At 67.1% G+C, this 22,088-nt stretch carries 19 protein-coding genes; 5 read left to right on the top strand and 14 right to left on the bottom strand.

Going from position 1 to position 22,088, the window contains the following annotated elements; translation table 11 throughout:
* Positions 1-29 precede the first annotated feature (29 nt).
* The 3 genes from ACZ7MF_RS28940 to ACZ7MF_RS28930 all read right to left on the bottom strand — a co-directional run bounded on the left by ACZ7MF_RS28940 (position 30) and on the right by ACZ7MF_RS28930 (position 3,073).
* On the bottom strand, positions 30-1,235 hold the full coding sequence (locus ACZ7MF_RS28940) for a restriction endonuclease subunit S (protein WP_471481018.1): 1,206 nt from the start codon (positions 1,233-1,235) through the stop codon (positions 30-32).
* Positions 1,232-2,752 carry a type I restriction-modification system subunit M gene (locus ACZ7MF_RS28935; protein ID WP_471481016.1) on the bottom strand — a complete coding sequence of 507 codons (1,521 nt, stop codon included), beginning with the start codon at positions 2,750-2,752 and terminating at the stop codon, positions 1,232-1,234. Before ACZ7MF_RS28935 ends, ACZ7MF_RS28940 begins: the two co-directional genes overlap by 4 nt.
* A gap of 132 nt (positions 2,753-2,884) precedes the next feature.
* The gene (locus ACZ7MF_RS28930) at positions 2,885-3,073 is read right to left on the bottom strand and encodes a hypothetical protein (RefSeq protein ID WP_471481014.1); all 189 of its coding nucleotides are present in this window, start codon (positions 3,071-3,073) and stop codon (positions 2,885-2,887) included.
* A gap of 212 nt (positions 3,074-3,285) precedes the next feature.
* Here ACZ7MF_RS28930 and gltX point away from each other — a divergent pair, with 212 nt between their 5' ends.
* Positions 3,286-4,662: a glutamate--tRNA ligase gene (gene gltX / locus ACZ7MF_RS28925; protein WP_471481222.1), complete on the top strand. Its 1,377-nt coding sequence runs from the start codon at positions 3,286-3,288 to the stop codon at positions 4,660-4,662.
* 7 nt (positions 4,663-4,669) lie between these two features.
* Here gltX and ACZ7MF_RS28920 read toward each other — a convergent pair whose 3' ends face one another.
* The 9 genes from ACZ7MF_RS28920 to ACZ7MF_RS28880 are packed head-to-tail and all read right to left on the bottom strand — an operon-like array spanning position 4,670 to position 13,915.
* Positions 4,670-5,656 carry a glycosyltransferase gene (locus ACZ7MF_RS28920; protein WP_224292059.1) on the bottom strand — a complete coding sequence of 329 codons (987 nt, stop codon included), beginning with the start codon at positions 5,654-5,656 and terminating at the stop codon, positions 4,670-4,672.
* The gene (locus ACZ7MF_RS28915; RefSeq protein ID WP_471481012.1) at positions 5,653-6,267 is read right to left on the bottom strand and encodes an HD domain-containing protein; all 615 of its coding nucleotides are present in this window, start codon (positions 6,265-6,267) and stop codon (positions 5,653-5,655) included. Before ACZ7MF_RS28915 ends, ACZ7MF_RS28920 begins: the two co-directional genes overlap by 4 nt.
* A 5-nt stretch (positions 6,268-6,272) precedes the next feature.
* Positions 6,273-7,988 carry a carbamoyltransferase C-terminal domain-containing protein gene (locus ACZ7MF_RS28910; RefSeq protein ID WP_471481220.1) on the bottom strand — a complete coding sequence of 572 codons (1,716 nt, stop codon included), beginning with the start codon at positions 7,986-7,988 and terminating at the stop codon, positions 6,273-6,275.
* Between the two features lie 23 nt (positions 7,989-8,011).
* Complete coding sequence (locus ACZ7MF_RS28905) at positions 8,012-8,809, bottom strand: radical SAM protein (protein WP_468791229.1); 798 nt, start codon at positions 8,807-8,809, stop codon at positions 8,012-8,014.
* A 16-nt stretch (positions 8,810-8,825) separates the two neighbouring features.
* The gene (locus ACZ7MF_RS28900; protein ID WP_471481010.1) at positions 8,826-9,935 is read right to left on the bottom strand and encodes a hypothetical protein; all 1,110 of its coding nucleotides are present in this window, start codon (positions 9,933-9,935) and stop codon (positions 8,826-8,828) included.
* Between the two features lie 5 nt (positions 9,936-9,940).
* Complete coding sequence (locus tag ACZ7MF_RS28895) at positions 9,941-11,050, bottom strand: radical SAM protein (protein ID WP_471481008.1); 1,110 nt, start codon at positions 11,048-11,050, stop codon at positions 9,941-9,943.
* A 3-nt stretch (positions 11,051-11,053) separates the two neighbouring features.
* Positions 11,054-12,052 (bottom strand): D-2-hydroxyacid dehydrogenase, encoded by a 999-nt coding sequence (locus tag ACZ7MF_RS28890; RefSeq protein ID WP_471481006.1) that lies wholly within the window; start codon positions 12,050-12,052, stop codon positions 11,054-11,056.
* On the bottom strand, positions 12,049-13,359 hold the full coding sequence (locus tag ACZ7MF_RS28885; RefSeq protein WP_471481004.1) for a glycosyltransferase family 4 protein: 1,311 nt from the start codon (positions 13,357-13,359) through the stop codon (positions 12,049-12,051). Before ACZ7MF_RS28885 ends, ACZ7MF_RS28890 begins: the two co-directional genes overlap by 4 nt.
* Before the next feature lie 43 nt (positions 13,360-13,402).
* A complete protein-coding gene (locus tag ACZ7MF_RS28880; protein ID WP_471481002.1) occupies positions 13,403-13,915 on the bottom strand; it encodes an ATP-binding protein in 513 nt (170 codons plus the stop codon).
* Between the two features lie 216 nt (positions 13,916-14,131).
* Here ACZ7MF_RS28880 and ACZ7MF_RS28875 point away from each other — a divergent pair, with 216 nt between their 5' ends.
* The 4 genes from ACZ7MF_RS28875 to ACZ7MF_RS28860 all read left to right on the top strand — a co-directional run bounded on the left by ACZ7MF_RS28875 (position 14,132) and on the right by ACZ7MF_RS28860 (position 19,293).
* Positions 14,132-15,577 (top strand): carph-isopro domain-containing protein, encoded by a 1,446-nt coding sequence (locus ACZ7MF_RS28875; RefSeq protein ID WP_468791239.1) that lies wholly within the window; start codon positions 14,132-14,134, stop codon positions 15,575-15,577.
* Between the two features lie 10 nt (positions 15,578-15,587).
* Positions 15,588-16,541 (top strand): FAD-dependent oxidoreductase, encoded by a 954-nt coding sequence (locus ACZ7MF_RS28870; protein ID WP_471480999.1) that lies wholly within the window; start codon positions 15,588-15,590, stop codon positions 16,539-16,541.
* A 339-nt stretch (positions 16,542-16,880) separates the two neighbouring features.
* Positions 16,881-18,239 carry an outer membrane protein assembly factor BamB family protein gene (locus ACZ7MF_RS28865; protein WP_471480998.1) on the top strand — a complete coding sequence of 453 codons (1,359 nt, stop codon included), beginning with the start codon at positions 16,881-16,883 and terminating at the stop codon, positions 18,237-18,239.
* 505 nt (positions 18,240-18,744) lie between these two features.
* On the top strand, positions 18,745-19,293 hold the full coding sequence (locus tag ACZ7MF_RS28860) for a hypothetical protein (RefSeq protein WP_471480997.1): 549 nt from the start codon (positions 18,745-18,747) through the stop codon (positions 19,291-19,293).
* A gap of 293 nt (positions 19,294-19,586) precedes the next feature.
* Here ACZ7MF_RS28860 and ACZ7MF_RS28855 read toward each other — a convergent pair whose 3' ends face one another.
* On the bottom strand, positions 19,587-21,299 hold the full coding sequence (locus ACZ7MF_RS28855) for a relaxase/mobilization nuclease domain-containing protein (protein ID WP_471480996.1): 1,713 nt from the start codon (positions 21,297-21,299) through the stop codon (positions 19,587-19,589).
* Positions 21,296-21,712 (bottom strand): MobC family plasmid mobilization relaxosome protein, encoded by a 417-nt coding sequence (locus tag ACZ7MF_RS28850; RefSeq protein ID WP_471480995.1) that lies wholly within the window; start codon positions 21,710-21,712, stop codon positions 21,296-21,298. The genes ACZ7MF_RS28855 and ACZ7MF_RS28850 overlap by 4 nt, the downstream gene beginning before the upstream one ends.
* Positions 21,713-22,088 lie beyond the last annotated feature (376 nt).

Genomic DNA, 22,088 nt, shown 5'->3' with positions numbered 1-22,088 from the left:
GATCAGGCGCCAGGAAAAGCGTCGTCCGGTCAGAGCTCGCCGCGGAACGCGCGGTACCGGAGCGAGGTGAACAGGGAGTCGAGCTCGGCAAGGTGAAGCTGGTGCAATTCCTTAAGTCTGGCGATTCCATCAACTCGCTCCCCAAATTCCTTTTGCATCTGAAGCGGCGGAACAAGAACGGGAAGTTCCTTGATTGGCCCCTGGAATAGATTCGCCTGGCTGGAGGCGTTCGCTCGCTGAATCATGCGTGCCTTCAGCGCCGGCGTTCGGAGGTAGCCGGCGAGATAAGCCGTAGTAACCCGGCTAGTGCGGGGTCTGATTAGAGCTACACTGCGGACAAGAGTCAACGGCTCGTCCGTCTCGACGGCCGCTACTCGCCCAATCGTCCCGGAACATGAAACAAGCACATCTCCGCGACGGGGGTCACAACGCTTCCGAATCCGCTCACACTCGTCAATTCCGACAAAGTCAACGTTCGAGAAGTCAAGATATCCATCCCGCACGTTTCGCGCCGAGAGAAGCTTAATGCCACTCGCTTCCCTCTTGGGTGTCAGATGCTCCCCGTCTGTAACCTTCTCTGCAATTTCTTCCACGTTTGATAGCGGAAGATCAAGGGGGTTGGTGACTGGATTGCCGAACATATCAAGGAAGGCGGACTGGGCGAGTTCGTCGAGGAGCGTGATGACCTCGCGACGTTTGACGCATAGTCCGTCCACATGATTCAGGACATGCGCGATTCGCCTTTGCTCTGCCAGCGGCGGGAGGACAATGGGCCAAGCGGCAAGTTTCGCAGCACCGAGATGGTGGATGCCGGAGCCGCGTGCACCCTGAGCGAATGCACCTCGCAACGCCTCGCTACGCAACTGAAGAAGCAGAAACTGGGGGTCGACTTGAGTTCCTGAACGAACCCTCAGCAGCGTGTTCTGGAAGCAGCAGTCGGGGATTTCCCCGTTCCACAGAGCTGGCTTCCCTACCTCGCCGGGGCTGCCGGAAGCCTCCCCCATGACGATGTCACCTGGGAGGAGCCTGTAGGTCTCAAGCTCGGCGTCGGTGAAGTTCATCTCCTTCACGTCATCGAGCTTGAGACCGTTCCAATCCACGTTGGCAGCGCGGAGGTATGGACGCATGTGATCCCCGGTGTGGTTTTTCGGCGACCGCTGGCGACCGAGCCGGACTTCTGCGACATCATCCAGGCGGAGCACTGTCCACCTCGAGGGTAGCTCGGTCTTGTTCACGCCAGAATCCCCTTGAGGCTGCTCATCCCCTGCTGAATCTCAGCCTCGATGCGGGCAAGTTCGTCCATGATCTCGGCTGGATCCCGGTACTCAACCTCCTCCTGAACAATCTCCTTATATGTGTTCAGGCTCAAGTCGTAGTCCTGTGCGGCGATGTCGGACTTGGGGACGCAGAAGCTCTGCTCTGTCCTTCCCCGCTCTTGCTCGCTTCCATTGCGGCGTCGCCAGCGCGCCAGCACATCAGGCAAATTGTTCTTGGCGTGCTCCTCCTCGCTCAGCACACCATCGCCGACGAACGGTCCGAGCTTGCCCCCCGGCAGCAGGGGAGTGCGCTTGTCGTCAAGGCTCCAGCCGTCGGCGGTGACCTCGTAGAACCAAACGTTGTCCGTGCCTCCACTGTTGGTCTTGGTGAAGAACAGGATGGCTGTGGAGACCCCCGCGTACGGCTTAAAGACACCCCCTGGCAGCTTCACTACCGCGTCCAGCTTGTGACGCTCGATGAGCAGCTGTCGCAGCGCTCGATGCGCCTTGGTCGCACCGAAGAGCACCCCGTCCGGCACGATGACTGCTGCGCGGCCGCCCGGCTTGAGCAGGCGGAGAAAGAGAGCGAGGAACAGCAGCTCTGTCTTCTTGGTCTTGACGACCTTCTGCAAGTCTGCCGCCGTAGCATCGTAGTCGAGGCTTCCACGGAAGGGCGGGTTAGCGAGAATGAGGGAGTACCGATCGGCCTCGCCCGCTGCGCTCTGTGCCAGCGAGTCGCGGTAGCGGATGTCAGGGTTCTCCACCGAGTGGAGCAGCATGTTCATGCTGCCAATACGCAGCATGGTGCTATCGAAGTCGAACCCGTGGAACATGCTCTCGTTGAAGTGCTGCCGCTGGGCCGGCTCGAACAGCGCCTCTCGGTGTGTGCGCTCGACGTACTCGGCGGAGGCCACTAGGAAGCCGGCCGTGCCGCACGCCGGGTCACAGATTTCGTCGCCCGGCTGCGGAGCCATCATCTCTACCATCAACTGGATGATGTGCCGGGGCGTACGGAATTGGCCGTTCTGCCCAGCCGAGGCGATCTTGCTGAGCATGTACTCGTAGAGATCACCCTTGGTGTCCTTGTCGCCCATATCGATGCCGTTGATCATGTCGACGGCCTTGGCGAGCAGGTTCGAGGTCGTGATGGTGAACCGCGCGTCCTTCATGTGGTGCGCATACGTGGACCCCTCACCACCCAGCGTGCGCAACCAGGGGAAGACACCGTCACGCACCCTGGTGAGCATGTTCTCAGGGGACTCGTTGATGAACACCGACCAGCGCAGGACTTGGGTATCGCCCGCATAGATTGGGTTCTCGACCGCCCGCCCGGTGCGATTGGCCCGGTTCTCCTTGGCCTGCTCCAGGATGTCGAGCCGCCGGATGAACATCAGGTAGGTGATCTGCTCGATGACCTCCAGTGGGTTGGAGATCCCCCCAGACCAAAAGGCGTCCCACAGTCGGTCGATCTTGCTCTTCAGCTCACCTGTAATCACGCCAGCAGGCTAGCGTGTCGCACTGACACACGTGGCCGCGTCGGGTGGGAACGCTCGGCTCAGCTGGGCGAGGCGATTGTTACTCGGGGTCTTCGACAAGGCAGAGCAGGGCTCCCTGGCTACGGAGCCGCTTCAGGCGTCATGCTCGCAGTAAACAGTCACGCCGGTGGCGGCGCGGGCCCCGATACTCGCGGTGATGCGGCGTACGAGGCGGGGAATCGTGAGCTCCGGTAGCTCTCCGGCGTCGTGGAAGGCATACCCACAGAGCTCGTTGGCCTGCAGCACGACGCGCCAGCATTCATCCGCGCTGAGGGCGATCATCCGTCAAGGGGGTAGAGAACCTTGTCCCCCTCTCCGGGCTTGGTGTCCAGGCCACGACGAGCAGGCAGCCGATGGCCACCACGAACTGGGGCGTCCAAAGAAGGTCGGCACTGGAGTAGGTGGAGTGGCCGAGGTCGGTGCCCGCCATCGGTACCCTGGAGCGCATGTCTACTGCCCCGGTTCGCGTTCGTTTCGCCCCGTCCCCGACCGGCATGTTCCATGTCGGTGGTGCACGGTCCGCTCTCTACAACTGGGCCGTGGCACGACAGTCCGGCGGTACGTTCGTCCTGCGGATCGAAGACACAGACGCGGCCCGGAACAAGCCGGAGTGGATCGACGGGATCATCAGCGCCCTCGCGGCGATCGGCATCCACAAAGAGGACGCCGCGTTCGAGGGGCCGTACTTCCAGTCGCACAACGCCGATCGGCACCGGGAAGCGGGTCTGCAGCTCTTCGCGGCCGGTCGGGCGTACTACTGCGACTGCACCCGGGAGCAGCTGAAGGAGCGCACGGGCTCGGATCACCTGGGTTACGACGGGTTCTGCCGGGGCCGGGGGCTGGCCTTCGAGGAGGGGCGGGCGCTGCGGTTCCGGACGCCGGACGAGGGTGAGACCGTCGTGGTCGACCTGGTCCGCGGGGAGCCGGCGTTCCCGAACAATGCCATCGAGGACTTCGTGATCGCCCGTGGTGACGGGTCCCCTGTCTTCCTGATCGCGAACGTGGTCGACGATCTGGACGAGGGAATCACGCAGGTCATCCGCGGTGAGGAGCACCTGTCGAACACGCCGAAGCAGCAGCTGCTGTGGGAGGCGCTCGGCGCCAAGCCACCGGTGTGGGCGCACCTGCCGGTGATCGTGAACGAGAAGCGGCAGAAGCTGTCCAAGCGCCGTGACAAGGTCGCGTTGGAGGACTACCTCGCCGAGGGCTTCCTGCCCGAGGCGATGGTGAACTACCTCATGCTCCTGGGCTGGGGGCCCGGTGACGACCGGGAGATCATGCCGCACGAGGAGCTGGAGCAGCTCTTCCGGATCGAGGACGTCAACACCGCGCCGGCCTTCTTCGACGTGAAGAAGCTGACGGCGTTCAACGGCGACTACATCCGCGCTCTCTCGCCGGAGCAGTTCGCCAACGCCTGTGCGCCGTGGCTTGTCCCCCCGTACGCGCCGTGGGCGCCGGAGGCGTTCGACAAGGACCTCTTCGAGGCGGCGGCCCCGCTGGCCCAGACCCGACTGGCGCTTCTGTCGGAGATCACCAGCTACGTGGACTTCCTGTTCCTCGACGAGCCGGTCGAGGACGAAGCGTCGTGGAACAAGGCGATGAAGGCCGGCGCCGGCGACATCCTGTCCGACACCCGTGCCGAACTGGCCACTGTCGCGGACTGGAAGGCGGACGACCTGAAGGCCGTGCTTCTCGCCGTCGGCGAGAAGCACGGCCTCAAGCTGGGTAAGGCCCAGGCGCCCATCCGGGTCGCGGTCACCGGCCGGACGATCGGACTCCCTCTGTTCGAGTCCATGGAGCTGCTCGGCCGGGACCGCGTGCTGGCCCGTCTGGACGCCACGGCCAAGAAGCTGGCCGCTACGCAGGCGTAGCCGTTGGTCAGGCGACCTGCGCCAGCAGGTCGCCCCAGGCGTTGCCGAAGTAGTTCAGATCGAACCGGGACAGGGCCTCGTATGCGGCCTTGGCCTCGGTCTGGCGCGCCACCGCGCGTTCCCGGACCTGCGTCGGCAGGCGGTCGAGGTCCGGCGCCGGTTGACCGGTCAGCGCAGCGAGGTCGCCCAGTCCAGCCACCGGGCGGATCAGGCAGGGCAGGCCGAGCAGCAGGGCCTCGGCCGCGCAGCGGCTCCAGCCCTCCCGCATCCGGGGGAGGAAGACGCCGACGTCGCACGCGCACAGCAGCCGCAGGTACCGCTCGCGTTCCACGTCGTAGTGGGCGCCGTCGAAGCCGATGGTGTTACTGCCACTGGTGATCACCCGCAGCCCAGGCGCGCTCGCCAGGGCCGCTGAGACCTCCTCGGTTCCCTTCCAGTGCACGGCCTTGCCCGCGTACACGCCTATCGTGTCCGGGGGCAGGTCGAACTCGGCGCGGCATTCGGCGCGGTCGAAGCCGCGTGCCCGCTCGACCTCCGTTATGTCGAAGGCGTTGTAGATCACCCGCACGTTTCGGATGCCTCGGGCCTGGAGGAAGTCCGCCCAGTACGGGGCGACGCAGACCACGGCGGCGCATTGCGGCAGCGTCCGGAACAGGTGCTCCCAGAGCATGGCCTCGACGGGTGCGGAGTCGTGCTGCAACGGCTCGTAGTGGTGGAGGAGGAACACCGTGCGAGCCCGCATCTCCGGGGTGAAGAGCAGCAGGCTCAGGTCGTCCCACACGAAGGTGCCGGTGGTGCCGTGCAGCGCCCGTATGGAAGGGGCCAGGCGGGCGAGGTGGCGGAGCTTGCGCCAGCGGCGGACCCGGTAGGTGCGCTTGTGGTCCGGGACCGTGCGCCACTCCACGTCGTCGGCCGTCGCCTCGTGGAGCATGCGTAGGTAGACCCGGCCGCCGGTCCGGCCGACCGGCTCCATCGAGTAGACGATCCGCTTCACGGACGTACCTCCTGTTGGTGTCGGTCGTACTCGGCGTGGAGCAGCGCGTGCATGGCCGCCAGGTGGGGGCTGAGGCCGCGGGCGGCGTCGGCGATCGGGAGGTAGAAGTCCTCCAGGCTCCGGAGGAACCGCCGGCGCCGGTCAAGGTCGGGCGAGAGGGCAAGGTCGCGCAGGTTGTGAAGGCGGTCGGCGAACCGGACGAGGAGGTCCTCGGATGGGAGCGCGGCCTGCTTGAAGCGCCAGTTGGTTTCGTCACCGGCGACCTTGGGACGCTGTTCGAGGCGGTGGTCGGCCGTCATGGCACGCAGGCGGGCGGTGAATCGGTCACCGAGGTGCTGGACGAGCAGCACCTCCGCTTCGGGAGCCACTTCCAGGGCGTCGTGGAGAAGGGCGAGGACGAGGGTCTCGGGATGGCTGACCCCGATTTCGGTGCGCAAGAGCGTGACGACGGCCAACGGGTGCTCCAGGTACGGGGTGCCCTGGTCGCGGGTGTGGCCGTCGTAGACGGTGAGGGCGAGGGTGCTGGCGACTTCGGCGAAGGACTGCTCGTCTGTGCTCCACACGGCGGCGCCGAGCACGGTGAGGACGTGGTCCAGGTCGGTGGGGTTCATCCGCCTCACCTCGTGAGGAGAGCCGTGGCGCGGGGGTCGGACACGTGGTCGGCGAGCAGGAGAGTGTCCCCGACCGCCAGGGCGTCGAGGCCGAGGTCAGCCGCCGCTGCCACGGCCTGCTCGGCGGTCCGCAGGATCGGGGTGCCCTTTCGGTTGAACGAGGTGTTCAGCAGCAGCGGCAGTCCGGTGCGCTCGTGGAACTGCTCCAGGAGTTCGCGCAGGCCCTGATGGTCCGGGTCGACAGCCTGGACGCGGGCGGTGCCGTCATGGTGGGTGACTGCGGGGATGCGGTTGGCCCGGCATCGTCGGACAGTGGCGACGCGGTTCATGAAGGGGTCGCCCGCCGACATGAACCACTCCGTGGCGTGTTCGGCCAGGACAGCCGGGGCGAAGGGACGGTACGTCGCTCGCTTCTTGATCGCGTTGAGTCGATCACGCGTGGCGGTGTGACCGGGGTGGGCAAGGATCGAGCGATGACCGAGGGCACGCGGCCCGAATTCGAGCGGCCCCCGCACCCAGCCGACGATGTGCTGTTCCGCGAGCAGCGCGGCCACGGTTGGCTCCAGTCCCCGTCCGAGGCCGGTCAGGGCGCGGTACCCAGTCGGCACCGCTGGCGTTGGCACGGCACCCGGGTGCGGGCCCCAGGCCGCGTCTGTCGGCACAGGGAGGCGCTCCTGCCCGAGCTGGTAGTGCCAGCCGTAGAGCGCGGCGCCCACGGCGGTGCCCGCGTCGTGCGGGGCCGGTGCCACGAAGAGGGTGTCGAAGCCGCTGTCGGCGGCCAGCTGACCGTTGAGGTGGGAGTTCAGGGCGCACCCGCCCGAGAACACCAACGTCGAGGATCCGGTGAGACGTTGCAGGTGTCGGGCGACGTGGACGACCGTTTCGGCGAAGACCTCTTGAACGGCGGCGGCCAGGTCGGCCCGTACGTGTTCTGGCTGCTCCGCGACATTGTCGGCGGTCCAGGCCCGGCTACCGAGCAGCAGCGGGGTGCCGCTGTCCGCCGTGCCCCACGGGTACTCGATGCGCACCTCGCCGTCGTCTCCGAGCCGTACGAGATCCCGGAGCTGAGCTGCGTAGCGCTGGGGGTCGCCGAAGGCCGCGAGCGCCATCATGCTGCCCTCGGGCTCGTCGCCGGGCGGGATCACTCGTCGGGCGAGGTTCCGGTAGAAGTGGCCAAGGGAGGAGTGGACGCGCCGGGGCCCGGCCGGGCTGGGGACAACGGTCGGCATGCCCTGGTGGAGGCGGTCGATGCGATCGGGGCGCAGGTCGTACCCGGTGATGCGCTCCCGCCCCGGACCGAAGTCGGACCCGAGGGAGGAGCCGCCGGCGTCGATGACGAGGCCCGCTGCGTGCTCGGGGCGGGAGAGCAGATAGCCGGAGAGCACGTGGGCCGTGTGGTGGGAGAGGAGGCGGAGGTGTTCGCCGAGCGGGACGGGCAGGAGGGCGGCGAGTTCGTCGCGCTCCTCGGCCAGCCACCAGCCGGCGGCGGGGTTGGGGCGCATGGAGGCGGCCCAGACGACGTCGATGTCCTGCGGTTCGAGGCCGGCGGCCTCCAGGCACCACTGGAGCGCGCGGGTCGGGATGGTGAGAGTGCCCTTGCGGGTGGGGTGGTTGTGCTTGACGCCGCTCCAGCGTTCCTCTTCGGCCGCGTAGAGGCGGCCGTCGACGACTAAGGCGGCGCTGGTGTCGTGGTGGAAGTTCAGTCCGAGGACTGCGGGCATGGTCATGTACCTCCGGTCTGGGGTCAGACGGTGAGGGCCGGGGCGGGGAGGAGGGCGGCGCCGGAGTCGGTGTACTCGTGGCAGCGCAGGCAGAAGCGGAAGTGGTGGCCTCGGGGCGCGAAGACCTTCGCCGCGAAGTCCTCGTCCCAGATGCTGAACTCGCTGTCGTCCTTCGCCATGGCGTTGAAGCAGCGGTAGCAGGACCCGTCCATCTCGATCATCAGGTGCTGGTCGAGATAGCGGTCGCAGAGGCCACGCAGCTCGTTCGCCGGCTGGCCGACGTCGACGTGGTGCACGTGGTTGGTGACGTGGATGGCGCCGTACGTGTCGCACAGCCTCGCGAGCTGCGTGAGGCGGGCGGCGCTGATGCCTTCCAAGACGCTGTTGATGACCACGGTCTTGCCGGCCTCGCGGAGGCGGGGCACCACAGCGTGGACCTCGTCGTAGTTCTCGTGCTCGTCGTCGCAGCCGATGAGGACCTGGTCGTACGAGCGGAGAGTGGCATCCATGATCCGCTTGTTGCGGGCCAGAGTAATGGCGTTCGTGCCGAGGACCATGACTTTGTCGGGCAGGCGGGCGCGGGCCGCGTCGCTGAGGGCGGGGAAGTCCCGGTGCACCGTGGGCTCGCCACCGTTGATGTGCAACTGCTGGAACGGGATGGTCTCCAGCCTGGCCAGGATGGTGGAGAACAGCTCCATGGGCATGTTCTCGCCCTGGGCGCCGTCGGCGAAGATGCAGAAGTCGCAGGACCGGTTGCACTTGGTCGTGATCTTGACCTTGGCCGTCTTGAGGGTGCGGGGCAGGGGTGCACGCGCGGGCATGGCGGGACTCCTTGTGTCAGGGGTGGATGTCACCGGGGGTGTGACTGAGGAAGTCCTGCACGGTGGACCTCTGCTGGTGCCAGAGCGCGAGGGTCGCGCGCAGGGTGCCGGCGGTGGTCGGGCTAGTGGGGATCAGCCTCGCCATTCGGGCGGCCAGCCGCTTGGCGGGAGTGGTCTCGTCGGCCGCGAGCGCGTTCAAGGTCCCTGCGGCGGATCGGAGTTCCTTAGCTTCGCGCCGGATCAGATACTCGGTCGCGACACCGGGCGGCGGGTCGAGGTAGTACAGCCAGCGGGCGACGCGAACGCGGAGCATCCCGGCTGTCATCACCCAGTCGGTGTCGGCGTGAAAGTCGCACTCGCCGACGGTGCTGGGCGCGTCGGGAACGCGGCGCATCGCCGCCTCCAGCGCGACATGGGCCGTGCGAAGCAGGTGACGCGGGCCCCGAGGGCGAGCGTCGGACCGGTCGTCGGCGTGCCCGAGAAACAGTTCGGCGTACCCGTCCAGCCCGTCCGGCCGCCACTGCGTGAGGGCGGCCGTCTTGCCGGGGCAGCGGGTCCGTGTCGCGAGAGCGGCTGCGGCGAACCAGCACGGGGCGAGGTAGTGCCAGGCCACGCAGTGGCGCCGGTACGCGGCGACGTCCTCCACCACGTTGTCGGTGCTGTCCGCCGCCAGCTGGTACCGGCCGCCCAGCCGGGCTTGGAGGATTCCCCGGTAGAACCGCTCGTCGACCTCGCGCCACGGCGCCATCTGGGCCCGAGACTTCCAGCGTTGGAAGTCACGGACGCTCCCGCTGATCAGCGACCAGGTCGCCAGCTCGGGCGCGGAGACGAACCGTCCGTCAGCCTCGACCATGGTGAACGCGAAGCCGGGCGGGTGCTCCAAGAGACGCTTGTGAGAGATGTCCCTGCCGACCGCGGCCGTGTGAGCGGCGGCCAAGCGGTGGTTCCACTCCTCCCAGTCCGTCGGTGCCTCTGGGAGGACGATCCGTACGTCGATGTCGGAGTGGGGAGCCAGCAGGTCGGCCGGCTGCCACTTGTGGGTGAGCATCGCCGCGCCGACGCCGTGAGCGTCCAGCTCGCGCTCGTACAGCGCCCCGAGCCCTGGGTACAGGGGCGCCTCAACCATGACCATCACCGCTCCTCGGTGGATGCGCGGGCGCAGGAGGGCCGGGCCGTTTCCGTGGTCAGGAGAGGGAGAAGCGGCAGGACCGGGGTGCCTTCGGGACGCTCCATCCGGTCCCAGCGCAGGTCGTAGTCGACGTAGTGGAAGCCCTGCCAGGCGTCGTTGGCGTTGCGGTCGAGCATGGCCTGGAAGAGGTGGGCGAAGGCGTTGCCGAGGGTGCCGTCGGCGAGATGGGGCTTCAGAGGGATGTCGCGGTTGTGGAGGATGCAGGGGCGAGCCACGCCCGTGGGCGTGATCTTGATGCGGTTGGCGTCGGAGCAGGTGGCACAGCTGGAGTTCGAGATGAAGCCGATCGAGCCCGCCCAGCCGTCCGGGCGAAGATACTGCCCGGGGCTGCGGACCCCGAGCTCGTCCCTGCGCACCTCGCCGGCGTTCGCGAACCACTCGTGGAGACGGTCTCGAACCTCCGCCTCGCTGATGAACTCGGTGTCGAAGAGCTCTTGGGCGGGGCCAATGTTCTGGAGTTCGATCAGCCGGACGGCGATGGGCAGATCGCGGGCGAGTTCGGCGACGGCGAAGGCGTCATCCAGGTAGGTGCGCTGCAGAACGCAGTTGATCTTCACGCGCAGGCCGAGGGCGAGAGCGGTGTCGAGGGTGCGCCGGGTAACGCGCGGGTCGCCGCCGCCCATGATCTCGGCGGACCGGTCGGGGTCGAGGCTGTGGAGGCTGAGATTGAGGTACGTCAGGCCAGCGCGGTGGAGCTTCTCGACGCTCAGGCCGCGACGCAGGTTGCCGTGGCTGGTCATGCCGATCGCGGCGTCGGACCCGAGGCCGTCCGCCAGGCCCGCGATCACGTCGAGGATGTCCGCCCGGAGGGTCGGCTCGCCGCCGGAGCAGTGCGCCTTCTTGATCTTCCAGCCGCCGGCCTCGGCGGCAATGGCCGCGTAGTCGGATGCGGTCAGGGGGCGGTCCTTGTGCCCGTAGTCCGGCATGCAGCGGGGCTTGCAGAACACGCAGTCCAGGTTGCAGAGCGAGTTGAGGGTGAAGGCCAGGTAGGGGTGGTTGCGGCCGGTCGCCGCGAAAGCGGCAACCAGGTCGCGGTGGCGTGAGGTGGGCATCAGTCAGCCTCCTACGAGGGGAGAGCGAGCAGCGGGCACCTCGGCCAAGCCGTTGAGCGGCTGGTCGGTGAGGTAGCGGCGCAGGTTGTCGGCGAAGAACGCGACCGCCTGGTCCATGTACGTGCGGCTGAGCGTGGAGCTCTTCGGCGTGAGGACGACCCGCGGGTGAAGCCGCAGTGGATGGCGGACCGGCAGCGGTTTCGGGGCGAAGACGTCCAAGGCTGCGCCGCGAAGGTGGTCAGCGTTGAGAGCGGCCAGCAGGGCCGACTGGTCTACGGTCGTCGCACGGCCAAGATTGAGGAAGAGGGACTTCGGCTTGAACGCCGTGAACAGGTCATGGTCGAAGAAGCGGTCAGTGGCCCGGGCGGCGGGCAGCAGGTCGACCACCACGTCGGCGACGGCGACCGCCTGGTGCACTGCCGACGCGTGCATCCACGTGATCCCGCTCTCGACGGCCACCGGCGGCGTGCGCCGAACGCCGACGACGTCCATTCCGAAGGAGCGGGCCGCGCGAGCGAGGTGCTCGCCGATGCTGCCACAGCCGACGATGGTCATCGTCGCGCCCGCCAGGTCCAAGAACTCCTCCGCCAGGTCGTCCTTCCACCAGGACCGGTTCCGCTGGACCCGCTGACTCATGAACAGACCACGTGAGAATCCCAGGACCATCCCCATGGCGTGCTCCGCCATGGGCCTGCCGTGGAACCCGTACGAGCGGGTCAGAGCGACTCCGACAGAGTGGGCCTCGGCGACAGGCAGATGGTCGGTGCCGGCTGACGGGGAGGCGATCCACCTCAGGTGCGGGGCACCGAACAACCACGACGGCTTGAACGTCCAGCCGAAATAGACGTGCGCCTCGGCCAGCTGATGCGGCACGGTCTCCTCGGTCGCCGTACGGAACTCGACTCCGGGGAAGGCGGCCGACAGCGCCCGTTCGTGCTCGGCGGACAGCCGCCAGAAGCAGTGCGGGGACTCCAGGCTGATCAACACGACCGGCCGGTTCACCGCGATCGGCCTTCCGCGCTTGACGCGGGCTCCAGGGCCCAAGGGGCGATGCGCTCGATGGCGGAAGCGATGCTGGCCTCGTAGTCATGGCGCGAGCGCACCAGGGCCGCCCCGGCGTTCCGGAGCCGGTCACGTTCTCGGGGCAGGACGGTCAAGGCGCGATGGAGCGCGGAGGCCAGAGACTTGGCGCTCCGTGGTGCGGCGGTGAAGCCGGTCTCGCCTTCGACGACCGTCTGGGCGAGCCCGCCGGCCGTGGTCGCCACCACTGGGCCGGCTCCGGCCGCGAACGCCTCCAGGGGGATGCGCCCGAAGGGCTCCTCGCGTGAGGGAACGATGACCGCGCGCAGGGCCGGGTTGTGCAGCCAGGCGCGGATCGCCGGGGTGAAGCGCGTGATCAGGGTCGCGTCCAGGCCGTGTGCGTGGATGTGCGCCGCCAGGTCCTCCTGGTATGAGGTGGGGCGCTCGTGTTCGTCCGAGGTCACGGCCGCCAGGACCAAGTGCGGAGCGCGAACCCCACGCTGCTTGAGGAGGAGCAGCGCCTCCAGAAGGTCATCGAAGCCCTTCGTCGGCACGGCACGGCCCATGGCGAGAAGGAATCCGGCGCGGGCCTTGAAGGGCAGAGGCAGCACGATGGTCGGCCTGGCCATCTCCTCCCGTATCAGCCCGTTCGGGATGCTCACGATGCTTCCCCGAGGGACGGCGTAGTTGACGAGGAGATGGCCCCGCATGTGCGAGGAGATGGCGCCGATGCGCCCACCACGGACCGTTGCCGCCCGGAGGGCCTCCCGCTCCCAACGAACACGGGACAGGTCCTTGGGCCGGGTCAGCGCCGTCATGGAACGGGGAACGAGAAGCAGGTCCATGGTCGGCGACGTGTAGGGCGCCAGTCCAAGGAACGGGATGTCGAGGCCGATGAGGAGGCACCGGCTCGCTCGCCCAGCGATGCGTATAGCCGCCTCGCCCACCAAGTCGCACAGCTGCACGGAACCGTGGATCGACTCCGGCGCCGCCTGGACCTCCGGGGTCGTGATGACATCGGCCTCGGCCTGACGAAGCATCTGCAGGACCTCGCCGGCCCACCGCTGGTCGTGCGCTCCCGCTGTCTCCGGCACGTGCGGGGTGATGACGGAGAGGCGGCCCGGCGGCAGGAGGCGGGCGAGCGCCGTAAGGAAGGCGCGGTTGCTGAATCCCGTGCCCGACGCTGCGCCGTAGAAGCCCTCGTGGAGGGCGACGATGATGCGGGGCCGCCGGACCGTCTCCGGTACGGCCGTGGGCGGGGGCGGTGAAGTTGCATGGTGGATGCGCACTGGGTGGTGCCTCCTTCGAAGAGTGGTGTCTCGGGCGAGGCCATCAGGCGCTGGCGGTCGAGGACCGAACTTCCCGGGTGAGCCGACACCAGGCCCGGGTGCCGTGGGCCCCGGTGGACAGCGACCAGGCGTCGGCCAGGGCCTCGACGATGACCAGACCTCGTCCCGATTCGGCCTCCTCGCCCGGAGCCTGCGGGGAATACGGTGCCCGTTGAGAGCAGCCGCCGTCGGTGACGGTGATCTCGACCTCCAGACCGCCGGTGGCCAGGGTTGCGCGATCGACGCACAGGACCAGGGGCGGGCTGCCAGAGGCGAAAGCGTTCGTCGCGAGCTCCGACGTAATGAGACGGGCGTCATGGAGGAGGACTTCCTCGGCTCCGTGGAGCGCAACGGCCACAGCCTGCCTGGCGACATCGGCCGCCTTCGGCCCGTACGGCAGATCTGTGATCAGCGTGGTCCCGTAGGCGGCCTCGGTATGCCCGCACGCCGGGCCGCAGGCCGGACGCTCGGTGTCGTGGTCCAGCACACCGCCGAGACGGCTTCGCACGGTGCTCATGCGGTATCTCAAGGCCCACCTCTTTCCGTCGGCACCGAGGGCGGCGCCTTCCGCCGGGGTCCAAGAACACCGGAGGAGCGGGGTCGTGCAGGACCCGATCAACGGGTCAACTCGGTCAACTTCGTTAAGAGGCAGGTGAACCAGCGGCCCGAGGGCGGCACTATGAGGGAGCGCGAGAAGTGATGGACGAACCACTGGGGCAAGAGGTGGTCGCACGTGGCACCGCAGGCAGGGGAACCCAACGCCGTACTGGCGGGGTGTCTCGACGAACTCGGGTGGAGCCCGAAGGCTCTCGCTCGCAAGCTCAACAGGGTGTTCGGAGCTGGGACGGTTGCTGAGTCGGCGCCCTACCACTGGCGGGACGCCGGCTCGTTGCCGCGCTCGCCGTTACCGATGATGGCCGCCTACGTGCTCTCCCAGGAACTGGGTAGACCTGTGTCAGTGGCCGAACTCTGGCAGGGCCGCGTGGGCGACTCCTCGACGCTCGTTCCGGCCGACACGGATCTCGCACGGCCCTGGACCGTGCAGGGTATGGAGGCGACCGTGGAGGATTGGGTGATGGGAGGGCTCGTCGACCGACGCCGGTTCCTCGCGATCTCGGGAGCGGGGCTCCTCGCGATCGTCGCCCAGTACCTCGACGGCACCGCGGGGCGCGGCCAGTACACGCATCGGATCACGCCGTCCGTGGGCGCCGATCCACTCGTGGACCAAGTCGAACAGCACCTGCCCATGCTTTCCGCACTCGATGACGAGCACGGTGGAGCACGGCATCTCCCCTATGTAGGCGCCCAGTTCCGTGCGGTCGGCCTTCTGATCCGCGAGGGCGGTCACGCTCCAGCCGTCGCGAGCCGTCTCATTCGTGCGCTCGCGGAGATCGGTCAGCTGGCCGGCTGGATGGCCTTCGACGCTGCCGATCACGGTCTGGCGCAGCGCTACTTCGCCACGGCGCTACGCGCGGCGCATCAGGTCAACGACCTGCCCCTGTGCGCCCACATCCTCGGCGACCTCTCGTTCCAGGCCGCGAGTCGGGGCCACCCGGCGGACGCCATCGCTCTCGGCGAGGCTGCTCGCCGCGCCAGCGACGCCGCCCCGCCGGCCGTACGGGCATCCGTCCTGTCCCGGCTCGCGTACGCGTACGCCACCGCCGACCGTGACAACGACTTCGCCCACACCCGTGGGGCCGCACGCGAACTGATCACCAGCCGGGACGGCGGCCAGGAGGAACCCCGCTGGATGTACTTCCTCACCGACAACCACCTCGACTGCCAGGCCGGTTATGGCCTTGTCCAGATGGGCCGCGCCCAGCTGAAGGCGGATGGCGGTACGCGGGGACGACGTTTCCTCGCTCAGGGTGCGGAGATGCTCCGGTCCGGGGCGTACGACGTCCCGCGCGGCGACCCCAGCCAGCGCAGGGCCATGTTCGAAGGGGCCTGGCTGGCCCTGGGCTACAGCGCCCATGGTGATCTGGAGGCCGCCTGCGAGGTCGGCCAGATCGTCACCGACCGCCTCGACGTCGTGCGCTCGCCACGCAGCGTGGCCCTGCTCCACCAGCTCGCCGCAGACCTGCGCCGCCGACAGCGCAACGCCCACGTTCGCAGCTTCCTGCCGACCCTGGAGCACGCCCTCGCTCAACATGCCCCGTCGACACCACCCGGCCGTTAGGGTCAGGATCATGGCCGCAGGGGAGCGTGTTGTCGTTGTCGGGGCTGGGGTGGCAGGGCTCACCACCGCCGTCCTTCTCGCCGAGGCCAGCGTCTCGGTACATGTCATCGCCGAGGAGGTTCCGGGCGTCACCTCGCTGGCGGCCGGGGCGATGTGGGGTCCGTACCTGGTCGAACCGAAGGACAAGGTCGACCGGTGGGGACACCGTTCGCTGGAGATCTTCCGTAGGCTGGCCGAGGATCCGGCCACGGGCGTCCGGCTCACCAGCGGCATCGAGGCATCCCGCACAGCCGAGGCACCACCGGACTGGGCCACCACCCTGCCCGGCTTCCGGCCGTGCAGCCTGGCAGAGCTGCCGGCCGGATTCTCGGCCGGCTACCGGTTCATCGTGCCGCTGATCGACATGCCCACCTACCTCAACTACCTCCTGCTTCGGCTTGATGCCGCTGGTGGAACAGTCGAGCGGCGACGCCTGGCGTCACTCCCGGACGCCGGCCCGGCCACCGTGATCGTCAACTGCACGGGCCTCGGTGCCAAGGATCTACTCCCTGACCCTGACCTGCGGCCCATCCGCGGCCAGCACGTCGTCGTCACCAACCCAGGGTTGACCGAGTTCTTTTCCGAGGACACCGGCCTCTCACCGGACCTGCTGTGCTTCTACCCACACGGCGACACCGTCGTCCTGGGCGGCACGGCCATCGACGGTGAGGGTGGCCTAGCCCTCGACGACGAGGCGGCAGTCGGCATCCTCGCTCGCTGTACCGAGGTGGAACCCCGTCTTGCCGTAGCCCGAGTTCTGGATCACCGGATCGGTGCCCGGCCCACGCGGGCCACCGTCCGGGTGGAGGCTGACCGGCGGGAGGACGACTCTGTAGTCGTGCACAACTACGGGCACGGCGGCGCTGGCGTCACGCTGTCATGGGGTTGTGCCGAGGAAGTTCGTGGCCTGCTTGCGGGCAAGTGACGCAAGGTACTCCAAGACCCGTGTGTATCGCTGCCCTGGGACACTCCGAACTGGGCCACACCCTGGAGCCCCGGTGCTGATAGCGCCCAGGGGCATGGTCTCGCCGCGCACCGCGCACTTCGACCGAGTAGGGGTAGGAGGATCTCCTGACCTTTCGAGTTGGCCCCTCAACGCCTGTTGTCTTGCCCTAAAATCTTGGGCCGTTGAGTTGGTCACGGACGATCAAGTCCGGCGGCAGCTCATGTGCCGTGATTCTCCCGGAGGAGCGCATGAGTTGGTCACGGACGATCAAGTCCGGCGGCAGCTCATGTGCCGTGATTCTCCCGGAGGAGCGCAGGGATGGACGGTCAGCCCATGGCATCCAGTTACATGACGAGGCGGTCATTCGCAGTACGGGCCGTCTCGTTGGCCAGTGTTCTCGCCGGGGCTTCTGGCTGCTCAGGCGACAGAAAAGCAGATGGAAAGTATCGCTTCATCCACCGCTGCCCTTCCTGGCCCCAGTCGAACCCGTCGTCTGGAACGCCAGTATGGCCCGTGCCGTTCTCAGGCTTGATGGCCTCACTCCATTTGTCTGGTCCGTGGCTGCTCGGGGCAGAGGGCAACCACACGGCGTGGCTGAGGGAAGCACGTAGCGGCCGTCTCAAATGGCGCAGCGCCCTGAGCAAGGACAACAGCTCAGCCCCGGGAGGCCAAGTGCACTACCCACAGGTGATCCCAGCCAAGGGGCAGATTCTGGTCGGAGGGGGCGAAGGGGACACGACCGGCGAGGTCGTAGCACTATGCGCTGCTGACGGAAAACGGATGTGGCGTCAACGAATCCCCGGGAACCAGGTAGTAGAAATTGCAAGATCGGGTGCGTTTGTACTGGCCGCTACACAGGGTCACGTATTTGGATTGTCAGCGACATCGGGCAAGATCCTTTGGCAAACCGAAGTTCCTCAAGCTCGCGGGTTTGTCTCACATGGCGGAACTGTCATCTGCGCCCATACGGGCGTAGAGCCGTTCGGGGCCGTGGGATTGGATCGTGAGACCGGAGAACTGATTTGGGATAGGAAGGTTGCTAGGGCAAGCAACCTGGAAGTCAAAGTGTCGGGTGACCTAGTTCATGTGATCGGCGCTCGTAACGTAGAACAGCCTCAGGTCGACGGGACTATCTTGTTTGTTACGGCTCCGGGAGATGTAAGTACGATCTCCACAGCAAATAACCAGGTCCAATGGGAGCGCACAATGCCAATTCATGGCGATTGGATCGCGGGGGGAGGCTTACTCCACGTGCAGACCGAAGGCGAGATCGTCACTTTGCGGGGCGACACAGGAAAGACGGCCTGGTCCGTCCCGGTTGCAGAGCCGGAAAATAACACGCAAATGCTACTCCATGACGACTTCCTCATCGCCACACATCCCGTTAACACTGACGGCGACGCGCCCCTTTTCGCACTTGACCCCGAAACTGGCAAGGAACAGTGGCGGGTAGAAGTCGAGTTTCCGTCTGGAATGCTCCCTGGGCCTCCGGGACTTGTGCTGGCCAACACTGCGGGGCGCAAGGTGTCGGCAGTTGACACCACAGGCGGAGAAATCATCTGGTCGTCGCCGCTGAAAGGTGCGGTCCGGATGGTAACCAGTGACCTGATTTACTGCCACGACGGAGAGGAGATCTCGGTGTACGACGTTTCTACCGGCGATCTATTTTTCGGCTGAAGTTTTTTCGATTTTCCGGATAAGAAGGGTGATGTCTGTGCCTCCGCAGCCGGGCGGGAATCCTCCTACACCACCGCCGCCTCCCCCGACGGGCGGGAATCCCCCTACACCACCACCACCTCCCCCGACGGGCGGGAATCCCCCTACACCACCACCTCCCCCGACGGGCGGGAATCCCCCTACACCACCACCTCCCCCGACGGGCGGGAATCCTCCTACACCACCACCTCCGCCGCCAGCGCCACCTCCGCCGCCAGCGCCAGCGCCAGCGCCAGCGCCAGCGGATGGATGGCGCTCACCGGGCGTGATAATCGCATCGGTAGCTTTGGTATTCAGCATAATCGCATTGATCCCTGCGTGGAGCCAGGCCGTAAGCAGTGACAGCCAAGCACAGACCGGGGAAAGGGAAGCTGAACGCAGAGGGCTCCTGGAAGTTACTGCGGTAAGTGCCCGATTCACCAATAAGCTAAAGGGGGTTGAGACATCAGGGGACACAGAGAAGGAGGTGACCGGGCTCAGCGGCTCTGAGATTGATATTGCCGTCCGTAATCGAGGTAGCGGTTCGACAGTCATCACAAAGGTGAGCGCGAATGTGTCAATCTCCGAAAGTCTCGAAACGTGCTCGGGCACGGGAGGGGAACTGGGCGTTGCCGCGCACTACTCCATCGAGATCCCCATTTCAACGAAGCCACCATTCACTAAATCGACTGACGAAGAGGTACGCTTCGATGTGAAGTCCGGCGAGAACGATCGATTCTCCATCACTGTTGGACCCGATGCAAAGGAGGCCGGCATGGCTCCTTGGATAGGAGTTGTGACGATTCAGCTGCACGATGCAGACGGCACTGACGTTAGTGTTGGCCCCCTCGCCCTCGTCAGCCCCGGCGGAGACAAGGATTTCTACCCCAGTGGCATGACTTGGAAGATCTCTCCCGATCGCGCAAGCTGCATGGACAGTAACGCCCGCAGAGTGCAGGAAGTGATGGAGATCCCCAGCCTCACGCCATCCAAGGAGTTTTCCGCACTACATCGAGCACTGCGCCCTTACCGATAGCGGTTGCCGCCAATCACTTGGCCGGGAGCGGAGAGTCGTGTCCGCCAGCGATCAAGAAATGTGCGGCTGGCCATCAGAGCCAAGACACATCATTGTGTTAGCTGCTGTGACAGGACACCGCTGCTCCGATATTTGACCTCCCTAATAGCGGGAGGCGTAGTGACGTTCTGACACACGGCCGGCAGTAGAGCCATGTCAGCCGACTACCTCGCATATTTGGATGGCGGCAGCAGCCCACGCGTGACTGCCAGGGGGAAGTTCGCGTAACAGCCTTGGTGGCTGAGCCAGCTTCCTCACAGCCGTGGACGCTTGATGGGGCGGGCAGTCACCGGAGGCGTAGCGGACTGGGTCGATTCCGATCCCGGATCAGTCGCGGATACCCGCATGGTGGTACGTCGGCGGGCGGCTTCCGCTCGGGGGTTGGGAGCGGGGTTGAGGCTGGTGTGTTGGATGCGGGTGATCAGGACGCGGGCGGGTTGGCGGGCAGTGGTGAGTTCGCGTTGCCCGGCGGCTTCCTTGAGGAGCTGGTGGGGTTTGTGGCCGCCGGCTTCGGCGTCAGCGAGGACCGTGGCAAGGGCGGGCCAGGCGGGGTCTGTGAGGATGCGGTCGGCATGCTTGGGGATGGCGGCGCGGACGTCGTGGACGAGGGTCCGGCGAGCCTGCTCGCTCGGTTGACGGGTGGCGAGGCCGTCGAGAACGGGTGTGAGGGCCTGATCGGCTGCCACCTGAAGGTGATGAAGGGCCTGGCGGGCGGCTTCGGTCTGGTGAGCGTGGCTCTTCGCGTCGTGCCAGCGGGCGGCGAGGACCGTAGCCCAAACGAGGGCGGCGAGCAGGGTGGCCAGGACGCTTGCGTCGGGTCCGGTGGCGGTGTGGGCGATGTCGCGGGCGGCAATCCGCAGGGTGTGGCCGGCCTGGTTCTCGGCGCGGATCTGGGAACGCTGAGCACGGGCGAAAGCTCGTGACGCGGCTCGCAGTTCGCCCTGGAGGTGAACGGGTGCTTTCTGGGCAGTCGCTTCGATGAGTTCGCCGAGCGCGGTGATGCGGGCCTGGGCATGAGTGTCGTCGGCCATGTCGGTGTGGAGGGTGTCGAGGACGTCGGTGGCATGGTGCCAGGGGGTGGCAGGTTGGTCGCGGCGGGCGGTGGGGTGCTCCTCCGGCACGGTGGTTTCGAGGCGGGCCTTTAGTTTGGGGAGCGTGAGGTCGGGGGCGATCTTTCCGCCGGGGTGGAAGATCTGTTCGCCGTCGCTATTGAGGTCGCCGGGGCGGCCGACGGCGTAGCCGAGGAGGTCTCCGGACGGTCCGCGGCGGGGTTTGACCGCGATGCCGTCTGCTTCGAGGTAGGCGAGGAGTTCCTCGGCGCTGCCGGCGTGGGGAATGGCAGCGCGGATGCGGTCCTGGAGCCAGTCGCGGCTGGTTTGCTCCCAGCCGAGCCGTTCGGCCTTGTGCATCTCTGCTTGGGTGGGCCGACGTCCGGCGGTGCGGTCGCCCGTCTTCAACTGCCGTAGGCCATAGTGCTTTTCGATCTGGCGGCAGGCTTCGCCGACGCGGACGCCACTGTCGTGGAGCCTGGGGCGGCGGCCGTCTTCGCGGACGGTGGTGGCGAGGATGTGGATGTGGTCGTCGGCGTGGCGTACGGCGATCCAACGGCAGCCGAGGTCGTCTCCGGCGGGGGCGATGCCGGCGGCTTCGACGATCCGCTGGGCTATCTCGGCCCACTCGGCGTCCGAGAGGCGGCGGTCTTCAGGGGCTGCGCGGACGGGGCAGTGCCAGACGTGGTCGGTGACCTTCTTGCCGAACTCGCTGTTCCGGAGCTGGACAGGCTCGTCAAGGTGGCGGGCGAGCTGGGTGAGGGTGGCGTCCTCGTCGCGGCCGGGGTCGGGCATGCCGAGCATGGCAAAGCTGGCGACGATGTGCGGGTCGGTGTGCTCGTCGTGGCGGCCGGGGCCGAAGAGGTAGGCGAGTAGGCCCCGGGTGTTGGACCCGGCCGGTTTGATGGCGGCGATCACGCGGCCTGGTCCTTCCTGCTGCCGGCGGGTTCACGCAGGGCCTCGGCGATCAGCTCCAGCAGGCGGTCCAGCTCGTCGAGCCGGTGACGGATGTCGGGCGGAGTCAGGTCGCTGTTGAGGGCACGGGCGATCTGGTTGACGTTGACGCCGATGCGGTTGAGCTCGCGCAGCACCTGGGCATGGAACATATGGGTGCGGCGGCGGTCCTCGGACAGCGGCAGATTCGCCGTGAACCGGCCGCTGATGAAGGCGAGGACGATGTCGGCGGCGAAGCCGGAATCCCCCTTATAGCCGTGCTCGGCGGCTGCCTCCTGAAGCCTGACGTGCTCGACGCTGGTAAACCGCATCGGACCAACGCGGATGGTTCGCTTCGTGCCGCTGAAACGACGGATCGCCGGCTGAACGCTCTGCACGTCTCCCTCAACGGCCGCCGGGGTGGCTGCGGACTCGGGGCGGAGAATCTGCTGCTGGACAGCGTGCAGAGTCTCCGGATCGGGGCTGCCCTCGGCCCCGACCTCCTGGTCCGGCGCCCCCTGGCGTCGGGCCGTCTCCGCCACCCCCGGGGCGGAGACCCCCGAAGACCGGCCTTGAGTCGGACTCGGGGTACTACTGGCTCCGCCAGGGGCCGTCCGTCCGAACGCCCGCCGCAGACGTCCCAACAGCGTTGGGGAGTGCGACGACACAGGTGTCTCAGCGTCGGTGTCTTCAGGCGGGTGCTCGTAGTGCGTCAAGGAAGCTGCTCCAGGTACGGCCGGCAGGCGGAGCGGAGATGCCTGCCCGGCAGGGTCG

It is taken from the genome of Streptomyces sp. NPDC111628, from assembly GCF_055635195.1.
The sequence above is the reverse complement of the archived record's forward strand: the minus strand, read 5'-3'. Positions and strand labels throughout refer to the sequence as shown.